The organism is Mangrovibacterium diazotrophicum, assembly GCF_003610535.1.
In the GTDB taxonomy this organism is placed as follows: domain Bacteria; phylum Bacteroidota; class Bacteroidia; order Bacteroidales; family Prolixibacteraceae; genus Mangrovibacterium; species Mangrovibacterium diazotrophicum.
Genome location: NZ_RAPN01000001.1, coordinates 3,771,276 through 3,792,160, shown reverse-complemented (window position 1 = coordinate 3,792,160; position 20,885 = coordinate 3,771,276). Strand labels below are relative to the sequence as shown.

The 20,885-nt window shown below is 40.2% G+C and carries 17 protein-coding genes; 15 read left to right on the top strand and 2 right to left on the bottom strand.

Annotated elements, in window-relative coordinates; genetic code table 11:
* Positions 1-207: 207 nt before the first annotated feature.
* The 14 genes from BC643_RS14925 (at position 208) to BC643_RS14860 (ending at position 17,651) form a co-directional block, all read left to right on the top strand.
* Positions 208-1,011: a hypothetical protein gene (locus tag BC643_RS14925; RefSeq protein WP_120273839.1), complete on the top strand. Its 804-nt coding sequence runs from the start codon at positions 208-210 to the stop codon at positions 1,009-1,011.
* A 158-nt stretch (positions 1,012-1,169) separates the two neighbouring features.
* On the top strand, positions 1,170-1,466 hold the full coding sequence (locus BC643_RS14920) for a helix-turn-helix transcriptional regulator (protein ID WP_120274308.1): 297 nt from the start codon (positions 1,170-1,172) through the stop codon (positions 1,464-1,466).
* An 88-nt stretch (positions 1,467-1,554) separates the two neighbouring features.
* Entirely contained in the window at positions 1,555-2,727 is a 1,173-nt protein-coding gene (locus BC643_RS14915) for a VapE domain-containing protein (protein ID WP_120273838.1), read from the top strand.
* A 535-nt stretch (positions 2,728-3,262) separates the two neighbouring features.
* Entirely contained in the window at positions 3,263-3,595 is a 333-nt protein-coding gene (locus tag BC643_RS14910) for a plasmid mobilization protein (protein ID WP_120273837.1), read from the top strand.
* The gene (locus BC643_RS14905; protein WP_120273836.1) at positions 3,592-4,323 is read left to right on the top strand and encodes a relaxase/mobilization nuclease domain-containing protein; all 732 of its coding nucleotides are present in this window, start codon (positions 3,592-3,594) and stop codon (positions 4,321-4,323) included. The genes BC643_RS14910 and BC643_RS14905 overlap by 4 nt, the downstream gene beginning before the upstream one ends.
* 3 nt (positions 4,324-4,326) lie before the next feature.
* Entirely contained in the window at positions 4,327-4,629 is a 303-nt protein-coding gene (locus BC643_RS14900) for a hypothetical protein (RefSeq protein ID WP_120273835.1), read from the top strand.
* Between the two features lie 127 nt (positions 4,630-4,756).
* Positions 4,757-5,485: a DUF6088 family protein gene (locus BC643_RS14895; RefSeq protein ID WP_120273834.1), complete on the top strand. Its 729-nt coding sequence runs from the start codon at positions 4,757-4,759 to the stop codon at positions 5,483-5,485.
* Positions 5,470-6,450 carry a nucleotidyl transferase AbiEii/AbiGii toxin family protein gene (locus tag BC643_RS14890; protein ID WP_120273833.1) on the top strand — a complete coding sequence of 327 codons (981 nt, stop codon included), beginning with the start codon at positions 5,470-5,472 and terminating at the stop codon, positions 6,448-6,450. The genes BC643_RS14895 and BC643_RS14890 overlap by 16 nt, the downstream gene beginning before the upstream one ends.
* A gap of 3 nt (positions 6,451-6,453) precedes the next feature.
* Positions 6,454-8,919 (top strand): type I restriction-modification system subunit M, encoded by a 2,466-nt coding sequence (locus BC643_RS14885; RefSeq protein ID WP_120273832.1) that lies wholly within the window; start codon positions 6,454-6,456, stop codon positions 8,917-8,919.
* Positions 8,920-8,923: 4 nt separating this feature from the next.
* Positions 8,924-10,252, top strand: a complete 1,329-nt coding sequence (locus BC643_RS14880) for a restriction endonuclease subunit S (protein ID WP_120273831.1) — start codon at positions 8,924-8,926, stop codon at positions 10,250-10,252.
* A 5-nt stretch (positions 10,253-10,257) separates the two neighbouring features.
* A complete protein-coding gene (locus BC643_RS14875) occupies positions 10,258-12,018 on the top strand; it encodes an ATP-dependent nuclease (RefSeq protein ID WP_120273830.1) in 1,761 nt (586 codons plus the stop codon).
* A complete protein-coding gene (locus BC643_RS14870) occupies positions 12,011-13,852 on the top strand; it encodes an ATP-dependent helicase (RefSeq protein WP_120273829.1) in 1,842 nt (613 codons plus the stop codon). Before BC643_RS14875 ends, BC643_RS14870 begins: the two co-directional genes overlap by 8 nt.
* 11 nt (positions 13,853-13,863) lie before the next feature.
* A complete protein-coding gene (locus BC643_RS14865; protein WP_120273828.1) occupies positions 13,864-16,956 on the top strand; it encodes a type I restriction endonuclease subunit R in 3,093 nt (1,030 codons plus the stop codon).
* Entirely contained in the window at positions 16,956-17,651 is a 696-nt protein-coding gene (locus tag BC643_RS14860) for a M48 family metallopeptidase (protein ID WP_120273827.1), read from the top strand. Before BC643_RS14865 ends, BC643_RS14860 begins: the two co-directional genes overlap by 1 nt.
* A gap of 11 nt (positions 17,652-17,662) precedes the next feature.
* Here BC643_RS14860 and BC643_RS14855 read toward each other — a convergent pair whose 3' ends face one another.
* Entirely contained in the window at positions 17,663-19,264 is a 1,602-nt protein-coding gene (locus BC643_RS14855; protein WP_120273826.1) for a hypothetical protein, read from the bottom strand.
* 270 nt (positions 19,265-19,534) lie between these two features.
* On the opposite strand from BC643_RS14855, the gene BC643_RS14850 reads away from it, so the two are divergent.
* On the top strand, positions 19,535-19,945 hold the full coding sequence (locus tag BC643_RS14850) for a helix-turn-helix domain-containing protein (protein ID WP_120273825.1): 411 nt from the start codon (positions 19,535-19,537) through the stop codon (positions 19,943-19,945).
* 232 nt (positions 19,946-20,177) lie between these two features.
* Here BC643_RS14850 and BC643_RS14845 read toward each other — a convergent pair whose 3' ends face one another.
* Positions 20,178-20,681 carry a hypothetical protein gene (locus BC643_RS14845; protein ID WP_120273824.1) on the bottom strand — a complete coding sequence of 168 codons (504 nt, stop codon included), beginning with the start codon at positions 20,679-20,681 and terminating at the stop codon, positions 20,178-20,180.
* Positions 20,682-20,885: the final 204 nt, after the last annotated feature.

Sequence of the window (20,885 nt, the reverse complement as noted above, 5' to 3'; positions counted from 1 at the left end):
AAATCTTAAATAACGCTTACCTCAACTTAAGAGATCAAGACCAAGGATAACAAACTCCCTCCAACTTCGTCCAGTACCACGAGTTAACTTATTGACAAGAACCGGCTTAAAATAGACTGTCTCTCTTGACTTTATTCTAGAAAACAATATATTTCTCACTAAAAGAAAACAGTCGATAAAAACGCGACCACCTCAAAGCCAGTTATAATGCTTTCAATTCAGATTGTCAATTGGATATTCGCTTTAGCATTTGCCGTTCCTTTAGCTCTACTACTAAGACGGCTTATTGCCCAGGTATTTATGCCCTTCATGCTCAACTTACCCTCAAGTTGGGATAACCAAATTGACAAGCCAAGAATATTTTTCTACCTCCTTTTCGGAGGGGTGGCTTATGTACTACATCGTGGAATAAAAGACCTAATTGACTCTAATCCCTCCAAACTCACGATAACGGCGGAATATATTGCACTAATACTCGTTCTTTTTTGCGCAGCCTTTCTTCATTTCGTTTGGACCAAAAGATTTGCGAACAAAGCAATACATATAACGGAAGAGATCGCCATTAAATTTCAGGACTATAACAGTGATTGTGTATTGAAAACAGATGAGTCTATTCATCATGCCTACCTCATACTTACGGCGGAATTAAATTATATGGAATGCAAGCTTGTCACCTTTTCCAGGCTAGTTAAGCGGAAACCACTTAAGCGATCCAAACCAATTGTCTGGAAAGAAAAAGGAGAGAGCTCCAATACACCGGCCAACCGACAAACACTGTTTGAGCTTATAATCGAATTGTTCCCAGGTCTGATTAGTTCGAACCGGTTAAACCGGCAAGAGCTTAAAAATATCGTAGAAACTTATTTCCGCGATGAACAGGGAAATATCATCTCAACCGACGATTCGATAATATCTCATTGGAAAAAATCGGCTCGTTCCACCAATGAACAGCTACAAATTAGAAAAGCTATCCAATCCGCCATAAAAAATAAGCAAAACACAACACACTAACTACAAACCCATTACAAATACTTTCAAGCTATAAATTGACCTACAACATCGCTTATAGTTCTTTTAGGAGTGATTGCTAGTCTTTTCCTTTGTTACAGGATTTCCTCAAAAAGAAAACAAAAGCGCTTTTGTCCTATGTTAACCGAAAAACAAGAACAATGGACGATTTAAAATTATCAGAACGCCTGGAACGAATAGAACGTATTTTATTCAAGGCAACAAAAAAGGTGCTCAACTTTGATGAAGCTTGTGATTACACAGGTATATCACGCAGTTACATGTACAAGTTAACCAGTTCACGCGTCATTCCTCATTCCAAACCAACCGGGAAAATAATCTTCTTTGATCGCGAAAAGCTGGACGAATGGTTGCTCAAACGTCCTACGCTTACTATGGAGGACATAGAGCGGCAAGCTCCGAATTACATCCTTAATAATAAAAAGAAGAAAGCGTAAGGCAAATGCCTCACGCTTTCAGCCAACCCATTTCTTTACCGGATAACCGACTAATAAATATACGATTTTCATAAATAACATTTGTATTATGACAACAAATGAGAACAACCTTTATCGGGTTGAGAACCCCAAAAAGAAGACAATCTACGACTACGTTAGTGACTATCTGTTTGAGAAATACGACATCCGCTACAATCAGATTTCTCAGGACTACCAGATTTCATTGAAAGACGGTCGTGAATGGTATGATCTTAACACAAACTCCCTACTTATAGAACTCGCGAAATGTGGAATAGATGCCAGTCCTGGAAAATTAGAAATTCTGATCAAATCAGAATTAATTGAGAAGTACAATCCCATTCTGGAATACTTCACTTCCCTCCCGAAGTGGGATGGGACTGATTACATCAAAAAACATTGTTCGTATGTGCCAACCTACGAGCCTCAAGCCTTCGAATATCATTTCAAAAAGTGGATCGTGCGAGCGGTAAAGTGCGCTCTCGAACCAACTTATTTCAACAAGCAAGCTTTTATCATCAGTCATAAAGGCCAGAGTTCAGGAAAATCGACATGGTGTCGTTTCCTCTGCCCATCCACCCTCTATCCCTATATGGCCGAAGACATCAGCGGCGATAAAGATGCTCGGATACAGTTATGCCGCAACTTTCTATTCAATCTTGACGAGCTTGCAGTACTTTCTAAAAAAGACGTAAATGCCCTGAAAGCTTTTTTTTCGAAGACGTTCATCAATGAACGTCTTCCATATGACCGGAAGAACACTAACCTACCGCGGATCTGCTCTTTTATTGGCTCCACTAACATGAGTTCTTTTTTGAATGATGAGACCGGTTCTGTCAGGTGGCTATGTTTTGAGCTGAAAGACAGGATTGACTTTGCCTATTCAAAAGAAATGGATATTAACCAGGTTTGGGCGCAGGCATATCATCTGGCTTACTTTTCACCTGATTTTTACCCGGAGTTAACTGTTCAAGACATTTCAGAGAACGAGGTTCGGAATCAAAAGTACATGCGATTGACAACAGAACAGGAGTTAATTGCCAAATATTACGAAAAGGCCGTGGAATTCGAAGAATTCCGTACAGCCTCAGATATCGTTATGGAGTTAAACTGTTTAAATGTTAGGCTGAATCACATCAACATCGGCAAAGCGCTATCCGGGTTCAATTTCCAACGGGTTAAACATTCCAAACGTCAGGTATGGGGCTATCTAGCGAAACCAAACTCCGATTTGGGCCCTTGAGTAGTTATTCTAACCTTCTTACCTCTCCAGCTGCAAGCCTTTATCCAAGGGACTTCGATACAGGTAAGGTCTCATCCTTCAAGTTACCTGGTTCTTACCTAACTTACCTGAAAGGTAACTTTGGTAAGATGGAACTCTAATCCTACGGTGTTCTAAACACCTGAAATACAAATCACAGGTAAGTAGGTAGCCAAAATTCGAAAACAGAAATAGACTGACAATGAATACATCTGACAGTTATACAATCCTAGATAACCTTAATAGCCAAACGCCTTCCACTCTTGCCGAGCTTAATTCTCCCCAGAACATGCCCGGCAAGAATCCCTCCCGGACAATCCACACAATGGATTATCCTGCTCTCCTGCCTGCTACTTTCGCAGTCAGTTCGAGAATTCTTGACCGTGCGTCCCACTTCATTTTAAGCTCTCGCGTTCATCGCAGCGGTTGGCTATTTCAAGATGTGTCTTTGTTGCACAAATACAATCTTGCTTTGCTCCTAAACTCGCAAAGAGAGCACAAATTACTATCGTAATTTATGCCACGAAGAAAACAACTCCCTACTCGTACGTCGTATGTTTCCTTTCGCGTAAGCGGAATCGAAAAGAAGGCGATTGAACTTGCCGCAAAGCGCGTCAATCTCAGCACCAGCAGCTTTGCCCGCAAGGCTGTTTTTGACAAGAAGGTCACTTTACGCTTTTCGCCCGAAGAGCTCCAAGCCTACCAGGACCTTCATAAATTTCACCGCAACTTTAAATCAATTTCCAATTTGATTAAAAGTGACCGGTTCAACAAAAATGACAGAATCCTGGAAGATCTGGAGTTTGTCATCACGCAGCTAAATGAACACCTCAAACGATTTGAACAATGATTGGTAAAGCAAAGAGTATATCACACGTGTCCAACGCCATTGATTACGCCCGCCTAAAAATGAAAGCGGTCGAAGTCTCCCGAAATCTTGTAGCAAACAACAGTGGCAAAGAGATAGCCCGGGAGTTTCGCATATTTCAAAACCTGAACAACCGCTGCCACCGGAATTCATTCTCTTTTGTCCTGAGTCCGGCAATCGAAGATGGACTGAAGCTGACCAACTCCGAGTTTGGTCAACTATCTGTTGAATTTCTAAAACACATGCAGCTGGAAAACCATCAGTATATAGCCTACCTTCATCGGGACCGGGAACACGCCCATCTTCACATTTTCGTAAACCGGGTGAATGAACGCGGGCGTGCTTACAAAGACAATTACATTGGGAAGAAGACTCAGCGCCTGGCAGACCGTATTGCGCTCGAGCATCAACTCATCTCGGCCAAACAGGTTCAACTGGCAAAAGAAGACCGGCGAAAAGAAAAAGTATTATCAGCTCACGATACAGCATTGAAAACGCGTCCGAAAAGTATCGCCGACTATACCTCTGTGATGCGGGCCTGCGGGATCGAGGTCCTTCCGAAATTCGCATCAAACGGCAAATTAGTGGGAGCCAGTTTCAAGATGGATGATTCTTCAATCAAAGCCAGTGCAGTGCATCGGTCACTAAGCGCTGCTAACCTTCAAAAGCTATTCAACAAAAATCAATACAGTTTCAAATTAAAACGTTAAGCCATGAGAGAGAAGCTATCACAACAAGTCTTACTAAGTATACTAACAGACGAAATAGACAAGCTCCAAATAACAACCAAAAACATCAACGAAATCGCTCCGGAGATTGACCGCCAGCTTCGGGAACTGAAAACGACCAAACTGGTAGTTGAAGTAAAGACCGACCACCTTGAGAAATTACTAAAAGAGCACCAACAGGTCATCAATTCAAAAACCATCATCCCAAAGTGGTTTCTCTATTTTGTGGCATTTCTGATTCTGGTAATTCTGGCTCTGTTTTCTTTTTGCTGGTTCTCTCTTCCATAAACGACACTTCCAACAAATCATCACATCGTGCAACCACAGTCAATCATGATTAATATCTCTAAATATTTGTCCCGTTTTCTACGTAAAAAACGGGACAAATATTCTATATTTAGCCAAAACTAATTAGATGAAAGTATCAGACAGAATAGCCAATACAATTGACCGATTTCCTGCAGACTACATTTTCACCTATAGTGATTTTGACATAGAGGTGAGCAACAAATCGGCAGTAGTAAAAGCCTTAAATAGAATGGTTGCAACGGGAAAAATAAGCAAGCTTTCCAAAGGCCGATTTTATAAACCGCGGAAGACTCAGTTTGGAGCACTGAAACCCTCATCTTACCAAATAGCGAAAGATTTTTTAGAACAAAATGGAGAACTAGTTGGGTATATCTCGGGGTACTCCGCGTTCAATAGTATGGGACTAACGACTCAGATTCCTTCAACCCTGCATATCGGCACAAACAAGTATCGCCGGGCAGTAAAACGAGGGATGTACACGATCTCGTTTATCGTTCAACCCAATAAGATAACAAAGAAGAACATTGAACTATTACGAATCTTAGATGCAATTCGATTTATCAAAGAAATACCGGCAACAACCCCAGAAGAGGCTTGCTCTCGCTTAATATCGATTGTGAGCAAATTAACCGAAGAAAAAAAGGCCACACTTGCAACCCTGTCATTAAAATATGCACCTTTTGTACAGGCACTTAGCGGCGCGATACTGGAGATGTCAGGAGCTGACGAAAGTATTTTAAAAAAGATAAAAGATTCACTCAATCCAGTTACAGAGTACAATATACCGATTTCAGAAACAGTACTCGCAACAAAAAATGAATGGAGGATAAGATGACACTGCATAACGATAAAAAGCTATTTACAGATGTTCTGCTAGCTACCGCGGAATATTTTTCCATCTTACCAAACTACATCGAAAAAGATTATTGGATAACGTATTCATTGCAGTTAATGTCTCAAAGCAATGAAGCCGACAGGCTAGTGTTCAAAGGCGGTACTTCACTGTCAAAAGCATACCGCTTGGTGGACCGATTTTCTGAGGATATAGACATCGCCGTGATTGACTCCAGTTCCTTTACCGGCAATCAACTGAAAACATTGATAAAGAAAGTAGCCAAAGAAATGACTGTTGGATTGCAGGAAATACCACTAGACGGGTTCACCAGTAAGGGTTCTCACTTTTACAAAGCCGTTTATGCCTACCCCAATATATTGGGACAGACCCCAAAATCTGCAGTGAGTTCAGGAAACCTATTGGTTGAGATCAATACATTCGCCAATCCGTATCCTTTCGAAGCAAAGCAAGTTAAAAGCTTTATCACTGATTTTCTGGAGAGAACCAACAACCAACACTTGATTTCTCAATATCTAATTGATCCATTTTCGATTAACGTATTGGACAAGCGGCGGACGATGATTGAAAAACTCGTTTCATTAATCCGTTTTTCCTTTTCAGAAAATCCAACAACTGCAATAGCTTCTAAAATACGTCATTTCTATGATATATATTACTTATTCAACGACATGGAATGCCAAGAATATTTAAAGTCCGATAATTTCAACAACGATTTTGCAGAGCTATTTAAACACGATCAAAAAACATTTAAAGAACCGGGAGGATGGCAGAATAAAACAATAGCAACATCAGTTTTACTCACTGACTTCAACTCTCAGTGGAACAAAATTAAAGAAACATACCGCAACGAACTTTCTCAACTGGCATTTACAGCTATCCCTGATGAAAAAGATGTTGCAAGTGCATTTTTGGATACTATAAATTTTCTACACAACACAAAATAGAAAATGGCTATTAAAAAATCAGAGTTATACAGCACTCTTTGGAAAAGCTGTGATGAATTGCGTGGAGGAATGGATGCCAGTCAGTACAAGGATTATGTGCTAGTGGTTCTGTTTGTAAAATATATTAGCGACAAATATAAAAACGACGCTGATTCTATGATCGAGATACCTGAAGGTTGCTCTTTTGATGACTTTGTCTCACTCAAAGGTAAATCGAACATCGGAGAAGAATTAAACAAGAAAATGGCGGCGTTGGCTGAAGCCAACAACTTGACTGGGGTTATTAACGTCGCTGATTTCTGCGACGAACAAAAACTAGGCAAAGGCAAAGACCTGGTGGACACTGTAAGTAATCTGATTGGTATCTTTCAATCGTCGGGACTGGATTTCGGGAAAAACCGAGCCAACGACGACGACCTGATGGGTGATGCCTATGAATACTTGATGAAACACTTCGCCAGCGAAAGTGGAAAAAGCAAAGGTCAGTTTTATACACCGGCCGAGGTAAGCCGAATTATGGCCAAAGTAATTGGCTTACAAAATTCTCAAAGTGTATCGACTACCATTTACGACCCGGCTTGCGGATCGGGCTCGCTGCTGCTCCGGGCACTGGCTGAGACACCCAACGGCGCGACCTTATATGGACAAGAGAAAGACAGTGCCACGGTGGGTCTGGCAAAAATGAACATGATTTTGCATGGTGAGGATTTGGCCGACATTAAACAAGGTGATACAATTAATAATCCACAACATAAATCAACAACCGACAGCAATGCATTGGAGACTTTTGATTTTGTAGTTGCCAATCCCCCATTCTCGACTAAGTCGTGGCTGAAGAGTGCGCTGGAAGAAGATGTTTACGGACGGTGGAACACAGGTACTATTGGCGTTCCTCCAGAAAAGAATGGCGATTATGCTTTTCTACTGCATATCGTCCGCACCTTGAATAACAGAACAGGACAAGGTGCCTGCATTTTGCCCCACGGGGTTCTGTTCCGCGGTAATGCTGAAGCGACCATTCGCAAATACATTATTGAAAAGGGATTTATCAAAGGTATTATCGGCTTACCCGCGAACTTGTTTTATGGCACCGGTATCCCTGCTTGCATAATTGTACTCGATAAAAAGGATGCCCCCAACCGGAAAGGTATTTTCATGATTGATGCCAAAGGCGGATATGCCAAGGATGGACCGAAAAACCGCTTGCGCGAACAGGATGTAAGGAAAATTGTAGATACATGGGAAGCACAGAAGCCTATTTCTCATTTTGCGCGTTTTGTAGGGAAAGAAGAAATTGTGCGCAACGACTACAATCTGAACCTGCCCCGCTACATTGAATCGGAAGACTCCGAGATTTTGCAGGATATTGAAGCGCACCTCAAGGGAGGATTGCCCAAGCACGATATTGACCAGTTGCAACATTACTGGGACGCCTGCCCGGTATTGAAAGATGCCTTATTTCTACCTCATGCAGATAGAAATGGTTATTACAGTCTGAAATGCACAAAAGAACAGATTCGGGAAACCATACAACTACACCCCGATTTTGTGGAACAGGACGAAAGCTACAAAGCCCATTTCAAACAATGGAAAGAGCAGGTTTCGCCAATGCTTTATGGGCTGAATGCCGAAAGCAAACCAAAGAGCCTGATTCAGGAACTAGGGGACCTTATATTGGAAGCGTTCGCCAGCGACAACTTTCTGGTTGACGCCTACGACGTGTACGAGCAATTGATGACTTACTGGAACGAGACCATGCAGGACGATGCCTATCTGATTATTGCAGACGGTTGGAAAGCCAATCTTTACACGCCACAACCTGCTGCAAAAAAAGATAAAGATGGAAACCTGAAGCCGGTGAAAGTGAAAAAAGCGACTACTCCCAACGAGGTGGTATGCGACCTCCTACCCGTTTCGGTGGTGATTGACGAATATTTTGCCGATATGAAGGCGTTGATATTGGCAGCCGAAGAAAAGATTGCAGAGAGTGAAACAGCTTTGAGTGAATTGCTGGAAGAAGAAGTCGAAAACTATCTCGACAGCTCCAATTTTGCTAACGACACCATTAACGATGGCAATGTAAAAAAGCGAATGAAAGAATTGAAAGGTAAAGCCAGCGCCAAAGAGGATATAAAAGTTCTGGAACAATACATGGAACTGAAAGAAGATATTTCGGATGGCAAACGGGTACTAAAAGCACTGAAATACGAATTGCTTGAAATGCTGATTGCGAAATACAGGCAACTCACAGAAACGGAAACCAAGCAACTGGTGGTTGAGAAAAAATGGTTCGCCACTTTGGCTGCCCGGCTAGACAGCGAAATGCTGCAAATTAGCCAAAACCTGACTACCCGCGTAAGCGAGTTGGCCGAACGGTACGAACAAACCCTATCGGCCATCGATACCGATATTGTGGATTTGGAAAAAAAGGTAAAAAAACATTTGGCTTTAATGGGATTTGAATTGTAAGGTCATGGAAGAAGAAAAAGGGAAATATATAAATACAGAGTTCGGGAAAGTCCCATCTGACTGGAGATATTGTACATTTAAAGATGTTTTAATCACATTTTCAAGTGGAGCTACTCCATACAGGGCAATTGCGGAATATTATAAAGGTAAAATACGATGGATATCCAGCGGCGAATTGAATTACAACGTTATATATGATACTTTAGAGCATATTTCCGAAGCTGCTATAAAAAATACAAATCTAAAAATACATGAGCCTGGCACATTTTTAATGGCAATAACTGGACTGGAAGCCGAAGGCACAAGAGGCCGATGTGCAATTATTGGAGCACCTTCTACCACAAATCAGTCGTGTTTAGCATTAAACGGAACTGGCAAGATGACCACAGATTACCTGTTCTGGTTTTATCGTCAATACGGAAGTTATCTGGCATTTAAATACTGCCAAGGAACAAAACAACAAAGCTATACTGCGGCAATAGTAAAGAAGCTCCCGATTTGCTGCCCGAAAGACCACCAAGAGCAAACCGCCATTGCCACGGCCCTTAGCGATACCGATGCCTTAATAGCATCGCTGGATAAGAAGATAGCCAAAAAGCAACAAATCAAGCAGGGAGCCATGCAACAACTGCTTACCGGCAAGAAAAGGTTGCCTGGGTTTGGCGAAGGAAATAAATACAAAGAAACTGAGATTGGATTAATTCCAGATGGGTGGGGAGTTATTAAGGTTGGAGATGCTTTCCAATTTCTCACAACAGCCAGTTTTTCTCGTGATCAATTAGGTTCTGTCGGTAACGTTCAATGCCTCCATTATGGTGATGTTCATACGAAATACGATGAGTTCATTGACTTCAATTTTGTTGAATTACCGAAAGTGATTGGGAAAAGGGGACTAAGCTATCCGCTTTTACGTGATGGGGATATCATTATGGCCGATGCTTCCGAGGATTACACTGGACTTTGTAAGAGCGTCGAAATAAAAAATATTGGAAATAAAAAGGCAATTTCCGGCTTACACACCATACTCTTAAGAGACCGAAATGATGTATTTGAAAATGGATTTAAAGGCTATATATTTAAAATTAATGAAGTTAGAAAGCAGTTGATTGAATTATCCACTGGAATGAAGGTATTTGGAGTCTCAAAGAAGAATCTTGAACAGGTGTTTATTCCTGTTCCTACAAAGCCTGAACAATGTGTCATCGCCCAAATCCTAACTGATATGGACAAAGGAATAGCTCAATTGCAGGAAGAGCGCGATAAATATATTCAGCTAAAAGCTGGGATGATGCAGGTGCTGTTGACGGGGAAAATACGATTAATGAAAAATTAAATATTATGGGGATACTAATAGACCAATTAAGAGTCTCTGGTTTTAGAGGGTTGGATGCCTTTGAGATAAGCCTAAGTCACTCAACAGTACTCACAGGGACAAACAATGTTGGTAAAACTTCTGTACTTAAAGCACTGCAGTTGGCTTTAGGAAGCAGAACTTTCTTGACTGTAGATGACCTCAATATTGCCGAAAATTCCGTAGCAGATCAGATAATTGTAGATATTAGAATTATCCCTGTTGGTGCAGATGGTAAACCGGCAAATGAATTTGAAGAGGATTGGGAAACTATATTTACAGCTGACAATATACAAATTGAAGGAGCACAGAACTATGTTGGACTTCGTAATATATTCAGCTACAACAGACTCAAAAGTGAATTTGAAAAGAGCCAAGTAATCTTAAAATCGTGGACCCCTGCTGCGGGACAGAAGTGGCAAGACTTACCTACAACAAGAGCAAGAATAGATCTTAGTAAGATGCCATTTTATTACATTGAAGCTCAAAGAGATGTTGTTGACGACTTAAAACAAAGAACTTCTTTTTTAGGTAAATTACTCGCGGATGTGTCGAAGTCGTATTCTTCTGCTGATATCGGAGCATTAGAAGAACTAATCAAAGAACTAAATGAGCAGGCTGTTCAAAAAAGCGATATTCTTTCGACTATCAGGACAGTATTGAAAGGGGTTGATACTGCAATGGATAGACAAGATTCTAAAATTGAGTTAAGTCCTTTTTCAAAAAAATTGCGAGATTTAAATAAGAATATTTCAATTCATTATGGTGAAGCGGCCAATAGTTTCACAATGGATTATCATGGTATGGGTACTCGTAGCTGGTCTTCACTATTAACATTCAAAGCATTTGTTACTCAAAATGCTACTCTGTCAGCGGCAGAAGATATTCCGTTTTTCCCAATAATTGCCATCGAAGAACCAGAAGCGCATTTGCATCCCAATGCTCAGAAAAAGTTATATGGTCAGATGTACGATATGCCTGGACAAAAAATTATTTCAACTCATTCACCGTATATCGCTTCTTGTGCCGGCTTTAATGAAATAAGAGGTCTTTACAAAGAGAATGGTCGAATAAAGTGCGGTGAATTTAACTATGATTCACTTACCTCTGATGAGCAGAGAAAATTAAGACAAAAAGTGATAAATACCCGCGGCGAAATCTTCTTTTCTAAAGCGATTGTCTTATTTGAAGGAGAAACCGAAGAACAAGCTTTACCAATATTAGCTGAAAAATATTTTAATCGACCCGCATACGAATTGGGGATTGATTTTATTGGGGTAGGTGGTGCTGGAGCCTATTTCCCTTTTATTCAGTTTGCGGAAGCATTTAATATTCCATGGTATATATTTAGTGACGGCGAACCTGACCCGGTAGCTAAAATGACTGCTGCGGTTAGAAAGCTAATGGGGACATCATTTACAAACATTCAAAATGAGGAAAATATATTTATAATTGATGGGAATGAGGATTTTGAAAAATATATCGTTAGATTAAATTTCTTAAACGACATTATCACCTATGTCAAATCTGTAGAGTTGCCCAAATGCGTAAATATTCAACATCGGCAAAGAAAAGAAGCTGAAATCGACAGGTTATACAATAATCAATATGTTTTAGATCAAGCAAAAAACAACAAAACTGAATGGGCTCTTATATTCGCATATGCAATTTACCAGTCACGACAGGCTTTACCACCATTAGTAATAAAGATGCTGAATCAAATAAAATCTGATTTACATTATGACTAAAATTCAATTATCCCAGATACAGGAAGAAGTTGCCGCTTTTGACAAGGGAGCACTACTTGTTACTGCGAGCGCAGGCAGTGGAAAAACGCGTGTACTGACAGAAAGAATAAAACGATTGGTTCAAAAAACTAAACGGAAAATTCTTGCGATCACTTTCACGAATAAAGCTAGCGAAGAAATAAGGGAACGGTTACAAGAAGACATAGATATGCAAGACAGATTGTTTGTCGGAACGTTTCATTCATTTTGTAGTTCAGTTCTTGAAAAACATGGTAGTGCAATAGGATACAACCAATTACCTCTAGTATTTTCGGAAACGGATGATCGGATGAAAATTGTGGAAGCTGCAATAATCCTGACTCCTACTTTGAAAATAAGATATGAACGTATGGATCAGAAACAAAGAGAAAAATTTCGGCATGATGCTTTAGATATAATATCCCAGATAAAGCGTGAAGTAATTCTCGATGAAAATTTGACCGAAGAGATTGACGATCAATCCGTAATTTTAGTTTATAAAAATTACAATGAAATTATGAGCAATCTCAATGCTATCGACTTTGATGACTTGCTGTATCTGACTTATAGATTGTTTGTTGAAAATTCTAATATCGCGGCCTTGTACAGAAGAAATTACGAATATATATGCATTGACGAAGCGCAAGATCTGAATAAAGCTCAATACATGGTTTTAAGATCTTTGACTGGAGATGAACACAAAAATGTAATGCTTGTAGGCGATCCAAAACAGGCGATATATGGCTTTAATGGTTCAAGTAGCAAATGGATGACAGATCAATTTAAAGTAGATTTTCATCCAACAGAAATAGTTTTATATGAAAACTACAGGAGTGCAAGAAAAGTAATTGAATACGCAAATAAATTAATACCGAACGCATCAGACATTAAGAATCTAGTGAAAGAAGGGGTCTGCGAACTGTATGAGTTTGATACAGTAGACGAAGAAGCTATGTGGATATTCGATAAGATCAATGAATTACTGGATGCAAGCAAGATTAAAGATATCGATGAAGAAATAAGACTTGAAAATATCGCGGTACTCGCACGAAATAAGTTCATTTTATATCCTGTGGAGGAATTATTAAAGAAGAATAATAAAAAGTATTATTACAAAAGTTCCGTTAAGGGGTTAAGTTTTGAATCCAATGCAGGCAAACTGTTAAATCTGGCCCTACAAATAAAGGTGAATCCAAAAGACCAATTACATATTTCCCAAATATTGAGTTTAGTCAAAGTAAAAGGGAAAACAGCATTAGAAGATATCCATAAAGCTTGTGATGATGGTCTTAACAAGATGGTACTCGAACTTGTATTGAAGATAAAGGATGATGGTAGTAATTTCAAATACCTTATAACTAATTTGAAAAACAAATTAGAGAATGTTAATAGCGTATTTAAAGAAGAAGAGGATGAGATTAATCTTGCTCACTATGACTTCACGGAGATCTTGAAACACTGGTATAACTATGCAAAATTAATAGATGATAAATCAATTGCATCATTTAGAAACGCAATGGCTTTAGGTCAAACTTTCCAGAATGAAAAAAATGACGGTTTGATTTTAAGCACTGTACATACCATGAAGGGTCAGGAAAGTGAAATTATATTTTTGATGGGTATGGATGATTTGACTTTTCCGGATTATAGAGCAGTTCAAAAGGGCGGATTAGAATTAGAACAGGAAAAAAACAATTTATATGTTGCAATAACAAGGGCTAAAAGGCATTTATATATTACCTATCCAATTAACCGTGCAATGCCTTGGGGAGATATTAAACCCAGAAAAATTTCAAGACTTCTCCCGGAAATTTAATAAAAAAATTCATGGAACAAATCGGCTCAAAAGAAATCACTACCCAAAAGCGCATTATCCGGTTGTTAGACAAATCGCTGAAGTATTCCAATCTGGGAGACTGGAATGAAAGGGAGAACAGCAATATTGAAGAAGCCTATTTGCGCAGATACCTGAAAGGAGTACAGCAATACTCCGCTACCGAAATAAGTAGCGCCATCACTCAGTTGAAACGGGCAGCCGGGAACATTGCAGCTGGTTTGTATCATGCCAACAAGGAAGTGTATGGCCTCCTTCGCTACGGAGTCAATATCAGCGGAGAAGCTTCCGAAAATAAAAAGTACGTTCACCTGATCGATTGGAAAAATCCATTGGCGAACGATTTCTATGTAGCCGAAGAAGTAACAGTAAAAGGCCGTAATACCAAACGTCCCGACCTTGTTGTCTACATTAACGGAATTGCATTGGCTGTTATTGAACTGAAACGCAGTACCGTGTCCGTGCACCATGGGATTAGACAGAATCTGGACAATCAATCCGACGAATTTATACCTCAGTTCTATACTACAGTACAGCTGGTTTTAGCTGGAAACGATACGGAAGGATTACATTATGGTGTAATAAAAACACCCGAAAAATTTTGGTTACGATGGAAAGAGCCGAACCCAGCGATTCCGAATGAGCTGGATAGAAGTATTACGCAATTCTTCGATAAAAGTCGTTTGCTTGACTTTATACATGATTACTTGATTTTTGACGGTGGCATCAAAAAAGCCGCCCGTCCCAACCAATACTTCGCCATTCAGGCAGCACAACCGCGTATAAGAACAAAGGACAGTGGTATCATCTGGCACTCACAGGGTTCAGGGAAAAGTCTAACCATGATTTGGCTGGCCAAATGGATACGCGAAAATGTCGACGATGCCCGCGTTGTGGTGATTACCGACCGTGATGAGTTGGATGAACAAATTGAAACAGGGTTCAAGGGAGTGGATGAAAGCATCACCCGGGCCAGATCTGGCGCATCGCTTATTTCAATGCTCGACGAAGCAAATCCCTGGTTAATTTGTACTTTGATACACAAATTCGGCAATAAAACAGATAGCGACTTGCCTGAAGTGGGAAAAAAGAAAGCCAACAAATCGGTGGAACAATATCTGAAAGAAGTTCAGGAAAAACTACCGCTGAATTTCAGGCCCAAAGGAAATATTTTTGTGTTTGTGGATGAATGTCACCGAACCCAAGGAGGGATGCTACACGAAGCGATGAAAGCAATCATGGGCGAATCTGTAATGCTCATCGGTTTTACAGGTACACCTTTATTGAAGTCCGATAAAAAGAACTCCCTCGAAACGTTCGGCACCTACATTCATACCTACAAATTTGATGAAGCAGTTGACGACAGGGTTGTTCTAGATCTTCGTTACGAAGCAAGAGATGTACCGCAATATCTCGGCAACAAGAATAAGATAGATGAATGGTTTGAAAACCGTACCGGAGGTTTATCCAATGTCGCTAAAGCTTTGCTGAAAGACCGCTGGGCTCGTATGGAAAAGCTATTTAGCAGCAAAGAACGCATGCAACGTATTGTGGCTGATATCTGCCAGGACATGGACACCAAACGCGCGCTACAATGCGGATACGGAAACGCGATGCTGGTGTCAGACAGTATTTATCAGGCTTGCCGTTACTGGGAACTGTTTCAGGATACAGATTTGAAAGGACATTGTGCCGTAGTAACCAGCTACGAAGCGAATGCTTCTGATATAAAAGACGAGGCAACCGGTGCCGGAGATACCGAAGAAAAAATAAAGTATGAAATCACCAAACGGATGATGGGTGATAAAAATCCAGAGCAGTTTGAAGCATGGGCGAAAAATGAATTTAAAGACCATCCGGGCTCCATGAAGTTATTGATAGTTGTAGACAAACTACTAACAGGGTTTGATGCTCCTTCAGCAACCTATTTATATGTAGACAAGAAGATGCGCGACCATAATCTCTTTCAAGCCATTTGCCGAGTTAACAGAGTAGATTCAGAAGAAAAAGATTTTGGCTATATCATCGACTACCAGGATTTATTCGGTAGTATCCGTACTGCCATTGAGGATTACACTTCCGAAGCCTTTGAAGGTTACGACAAAGAAGACATATCAAAATTACTGACTAATCGACTAACTGAAGGTCGCAAAGGATTTGAAGACGCCTTGCAAGCTGTTGTTACGCTTTGTGAAGTCGTTGATCCACAAACGCGAGAAGGTTTCTTTGCATACTTTGTATATCGGGAAAGCACCGTGCCTGAAGAACAAAGCGTGGAATGTGAAATCAATGCGGAAAAACGGGAAAAGCTCTATAAACTTGTCGGAACCCTTGTTCGGAGATATATTGACATTGCCAATGATATGGCAAATGCTGGATACAGTCCTTCTGAAGCCGCGGAATTAAAAAAACAGGTCGATTTCTACAACGACCTGAAAGATGAAATTAAATTAAAAAGTGGAGACGCACTGGATTTGAAATTCTACGACCCCGCCATGCGTCAATTAATTGACAACTACGTACGTGCAGAAGATAGTGAAGGAATCTTCAAACTCGAAGATATTTCGTTTCTTGAACTGATTGATCTGGAAGGAGAGGGCGCAATTGACAAATTACCAAGTGACATAAAGAATAATCAACGCTCGGTAGCCGAAACGCTTGTTGCCAACATGCGCAAAATGATTATCAACGAGCGGCCCAACAACCCTGCCTATTTCGATAAGATTTCGGAATTACTGAACCAACTTATTCTTGACCAACAAGCGGATAAAATTTCCTACAAGGAGATGATTGACAGGATGATTGAAAAAATCAGAGAAGTAAGAGGAAAAACGAAAAAGAAATACCCAACGACAATCAATACTTCAGGAAAACAAGCACTATACGACAACCTCGAAAAAAATGAAGAACTGGCTTTAGCAGTTCACGAGGCAGTGGTAAACTATGCTAAACATGGATGGAGAAACAATGACGTTCCTCAGAAAATGAAGCAGGTCAGAAACGCAGTTAAGAAGGTACTATCGGATAATCGTGATGAGAAGGTGCGTGAAGTTATGGGTATAATTATTGCTCAAAAAGAATATTGATGGAGATAATTACTGTCAATAAAATTTCGGTTGAAGTTGAATGGAAAGAGATTAAAAACATCCATCTAACGGTTTATCCTCCCGACGCAAGGATACATATATCGGCGCCAACAAATATGCAAAAGGACTCTATCCGACTATACATTATATCAAAACTGAGTTGGATAAACAAGCGCATCGAAATGATTCACAACCAAGCTCGTCAAACCAAACGAGAATATGTTTCAGGTGAAAACCATTATTATAAAGGTATACGTTACCGATTGAATGTAGTCTACCAGCAGGCTCCTCCTACAGTGTCGTTAAGTGGCACACAATTTATCAATCTGCACGTACGTAGTGGCTCTGATTCGGAAAAACGAGCTGAGGTTTTACGTGAATGGTACCGAAATGAATTGAAAGCCACACTTCCTCCGTTGATCGAGAAATGGGAAGAAATACTTCAAGTGAAAGCAAAACATTGGGAAATAAAACAGATGAAGACAATGTGGGGTAGTTGTAATCACAAGACCCAACGCCTGATTTTCAATCTGGAACTAATCAAAAAACCAACGCATTGCATCGAATATATCGTTGCCCACGAAATGACCCACCTGATTGAGAGACTCCACAATTCACGTTTTACGGCAATTCTGGACGCCCATATCCCCAACTGGGGGTTGCTAAAGCATGAGCTAAATGAGTTTATCGTTTAAATGACGCCATATTAACGTATACAAATTAATCGAGCACAAACCGTTTCTAAATATTGTTTCATCGATTTCAAAATCTCATCCGTCACTTCAAGCTTCTCCTCGGTCATTCGGGAGAGCTTGTGATAAAACCGACGGTAGTAGTCTACCTCTTTAAAGAAGCTCTCTCCACTTAGCTTTTCAAACAGATACTCCAGCTTTTCTAGTTTTGGCGATGCATACACGCATAGATGCCATAGGCTTCTAGCTGGCAAGTAATTTGGAAGATAACTTAGCCCGGCAAAAACAAAAGTGCGAAGCATTCTAGTAACTGACTGACTAAAAAGACTCTCCAGTCCTTCGAAGTTTGAGTTATCTGAATTCTTCCGTAGTGCGAAATACTGCTCTGTAAGTTTTGTTGCTGATAGATAGTAATACTCCAGATCGGGATATTCAGGGGTGTGTGGATTTTCCCAATGAATTGCTGGAAGATTGTTTCGAGATTGAAATACCAGGTTTTCAAGAGTCATTACCTTTTGAAAGAAGGACTGGTAAGAATACAAGTTAGTTTGTATCCAAGCTCTGCTATGACCAATTAGAATAAGCTCACATTTTTCCTCTGACTTTGATTGTACCGATTGCTGAATTCGACCAAGAACTTCTCTTCCCAGACCTTCTCCAACGAAAAGAAAAAAATAAGTGGTCGACTGGTGATTTGTGGTCCGGTGAAAGCAGTAGATTTCTTCAACCATCCGAATACTCAGGATTTGAGACACTATCTCCTGCAGCTCTTTGTCTTCGCCGTTGCTTTCGGATACAACGGTCACAGTGCCGCGGGCAGTGTCAGCCTTTAGCTTCGTTTTAAGATCTTTAAAGCGGGAAGAAACCAGCTCGCTAAGCCGATTTTCTATTTCGACGACGCTGTTAACTAACTTTTCATTTAGCCGGATTTCATCTCCAAATTCTCCTACCTCTTTTGCTTTTTCCAGTTCTAAAATTAGGTAGTACTCTTCCCCATTCTTTTTCACAAATAGTTTTTCGATCTCGGGGAAAAACCGAGCTAGGCGCCTAATCCGCTCGTGTAGAATGTCAGACACAAAACACTGCCCAATATGCAAAGCCTCCAGGTACCTAACATCAAACTCAAAAACAGAAAGGTAGGTCATAAATAATCCCGTCAGAGAATCAACCTTTTGAAAGCGTACAGCTTCGGACAACAGGATATCCCTGTCGTGGTAGTACTTATTTTTGAATCCAGTGAACCTCTTTTTAAATAATTTCCGATCAAAGTCCTCCAAATCCTTTGCCTCCTGGTTCTGATACAAGGTAGCTGACCTTCGACAATAACTCGAAAAAAACGGGTTACCTGCTTTTAATTCAAAGTCCATTCTTGTTTGACTTGTAACATGAATCAGCACATTAGCTGAAGCGTTGCAACACCGAATCCACTTCCGGGACTGAATTGTTAGAATGTCCTTTTGCTTAGATGTTACAATGATAAGATGCGACGGTGTTAGACTGTTAGTCTGTTCAAAAAAAACGTAGCTAATCTGAAATTCACGGACTAGCTGTAGCAGTCTTTCTTGAAGTACTTTATCTGCCAGCGTAGCAAATTCGGGGCTTGGTACTGTTTTCATGTGTCGCAATTTTGAAGGTTACAACACAAATTTCAATCACCCCTTAGGCATATTCAATTCGGACAGTGGATATAATATACCGATATCACCCGCTCCCCTGATGATTGTGAAGACTCATTGACTCTATATAAACTGTAATCCTTTGCCTTTGCCGGTAATAAACCCCATAGCCCTGCATGGGATATTTTACCTTCGCTGTTTGGCGCGAGCGTTTCCTTTAGTTAATCAAAATTGTTTTATCTTTGAATTGAATGCAAAAATCCAGAAGCTATGGAAGGTAAAGTACATGAAGGTCGCAATGTGAAACGGTTCCGCGAGATGCTCGGTATCAAACAAGACGCGCTTGCGTATGAGCTTGGTGAAGGCTGGAACCAGAAAAAAATTTCGCTCCTGGAACAAAAAGAAACTATCGAGCTTCCGCTTTTGCAGCAGATCTCCAACACCTTGAAAATCCCGGTAGAGGCTTTTCAGAATTTTGACGAAGAGCAAGCTGTCAACATCATCTCCAATTCATTTGATAATTTTGACAACGGCGCTATTGCGATCAACTACAATTCTAACGTAAGCCCCATCGACCAAATCATTAAGCTCCACGAAGAGAAAATAGCTCTTTACGAGCGCATGCTAAAGGAAAAAGATGAGATGATGGAACGACTGGAAAAGTTATTGAACGAGAAATAGTAATAGTTTGTGATCCTATTAATTTTACAAATGCCTCCGGAATCTTCGCTGTGTCTTTGTCTTCAATGTTGCCGACAATAAATGGGCTTAATGACAGTGAGAAAATTTGTTAGTTTTCGATCACATCAATAGATAAATTTCTCGCTACTAAAGTTGTAGTGTCGTCAAAATACAAAATTTCGAACTATCCGGACGTGTAATTTTCCAAGGGTCAATTTCAATATTTCCCATTTTAGGGCAATGCAAATGGCTTACAACTATCTCTGAGCTCTTCCAATGCCTTCAATATTACATTCAAATCTAACGTTTCTCCTCTAAATACCAGAGTATTATTACAGGAATTATATCCCCGGTGAGCATGGGAAGCCATGTTGCCCCAAAGGGTTGGATTCATTGCCAAATCAGAATAAACAGCGGAAGAATGTTTTTCAAACCATTCTTCAATTCGTTCATCATAGTGCTCGAAATGGTTACGAAACTTACGATTCGAAAGAGGATTACCGTTTTCTACTTTGAGTATTTGCCGCAATCTTTCTCCACGTAGCACATATTCTTTGCCTGGCCAAAGGATTTTGGACACATTTCCCGCAGCAACAAGAATAGACTGAATAGAACACCACACTTCGATTCTGTCAAATTCTCTCTGTGTAACTTGTAAACGCTCAGCCGCCCTTTGTGCTATTTTTGTTTGGAGCACAATTTCACTTATAAAAGTCATTACTTGAAGCTCTGTCATTTTCTTAGGTGAAAGTTTCTATCAAAATTGAACTGCAAAAAATTTAAAATTTGTCCGGTGGTCTTTTAATTTTTGCCAGAGATCTTGTACTTACATGCCTATAAATTTCCTCTATACTTTTTCTGGATATCGGAAAAACTTTCAGACTGTGTTGAGTCTTGAGCCGGAAGCCCAATATGGTTATTGATTTCGCGGGGAATAGTA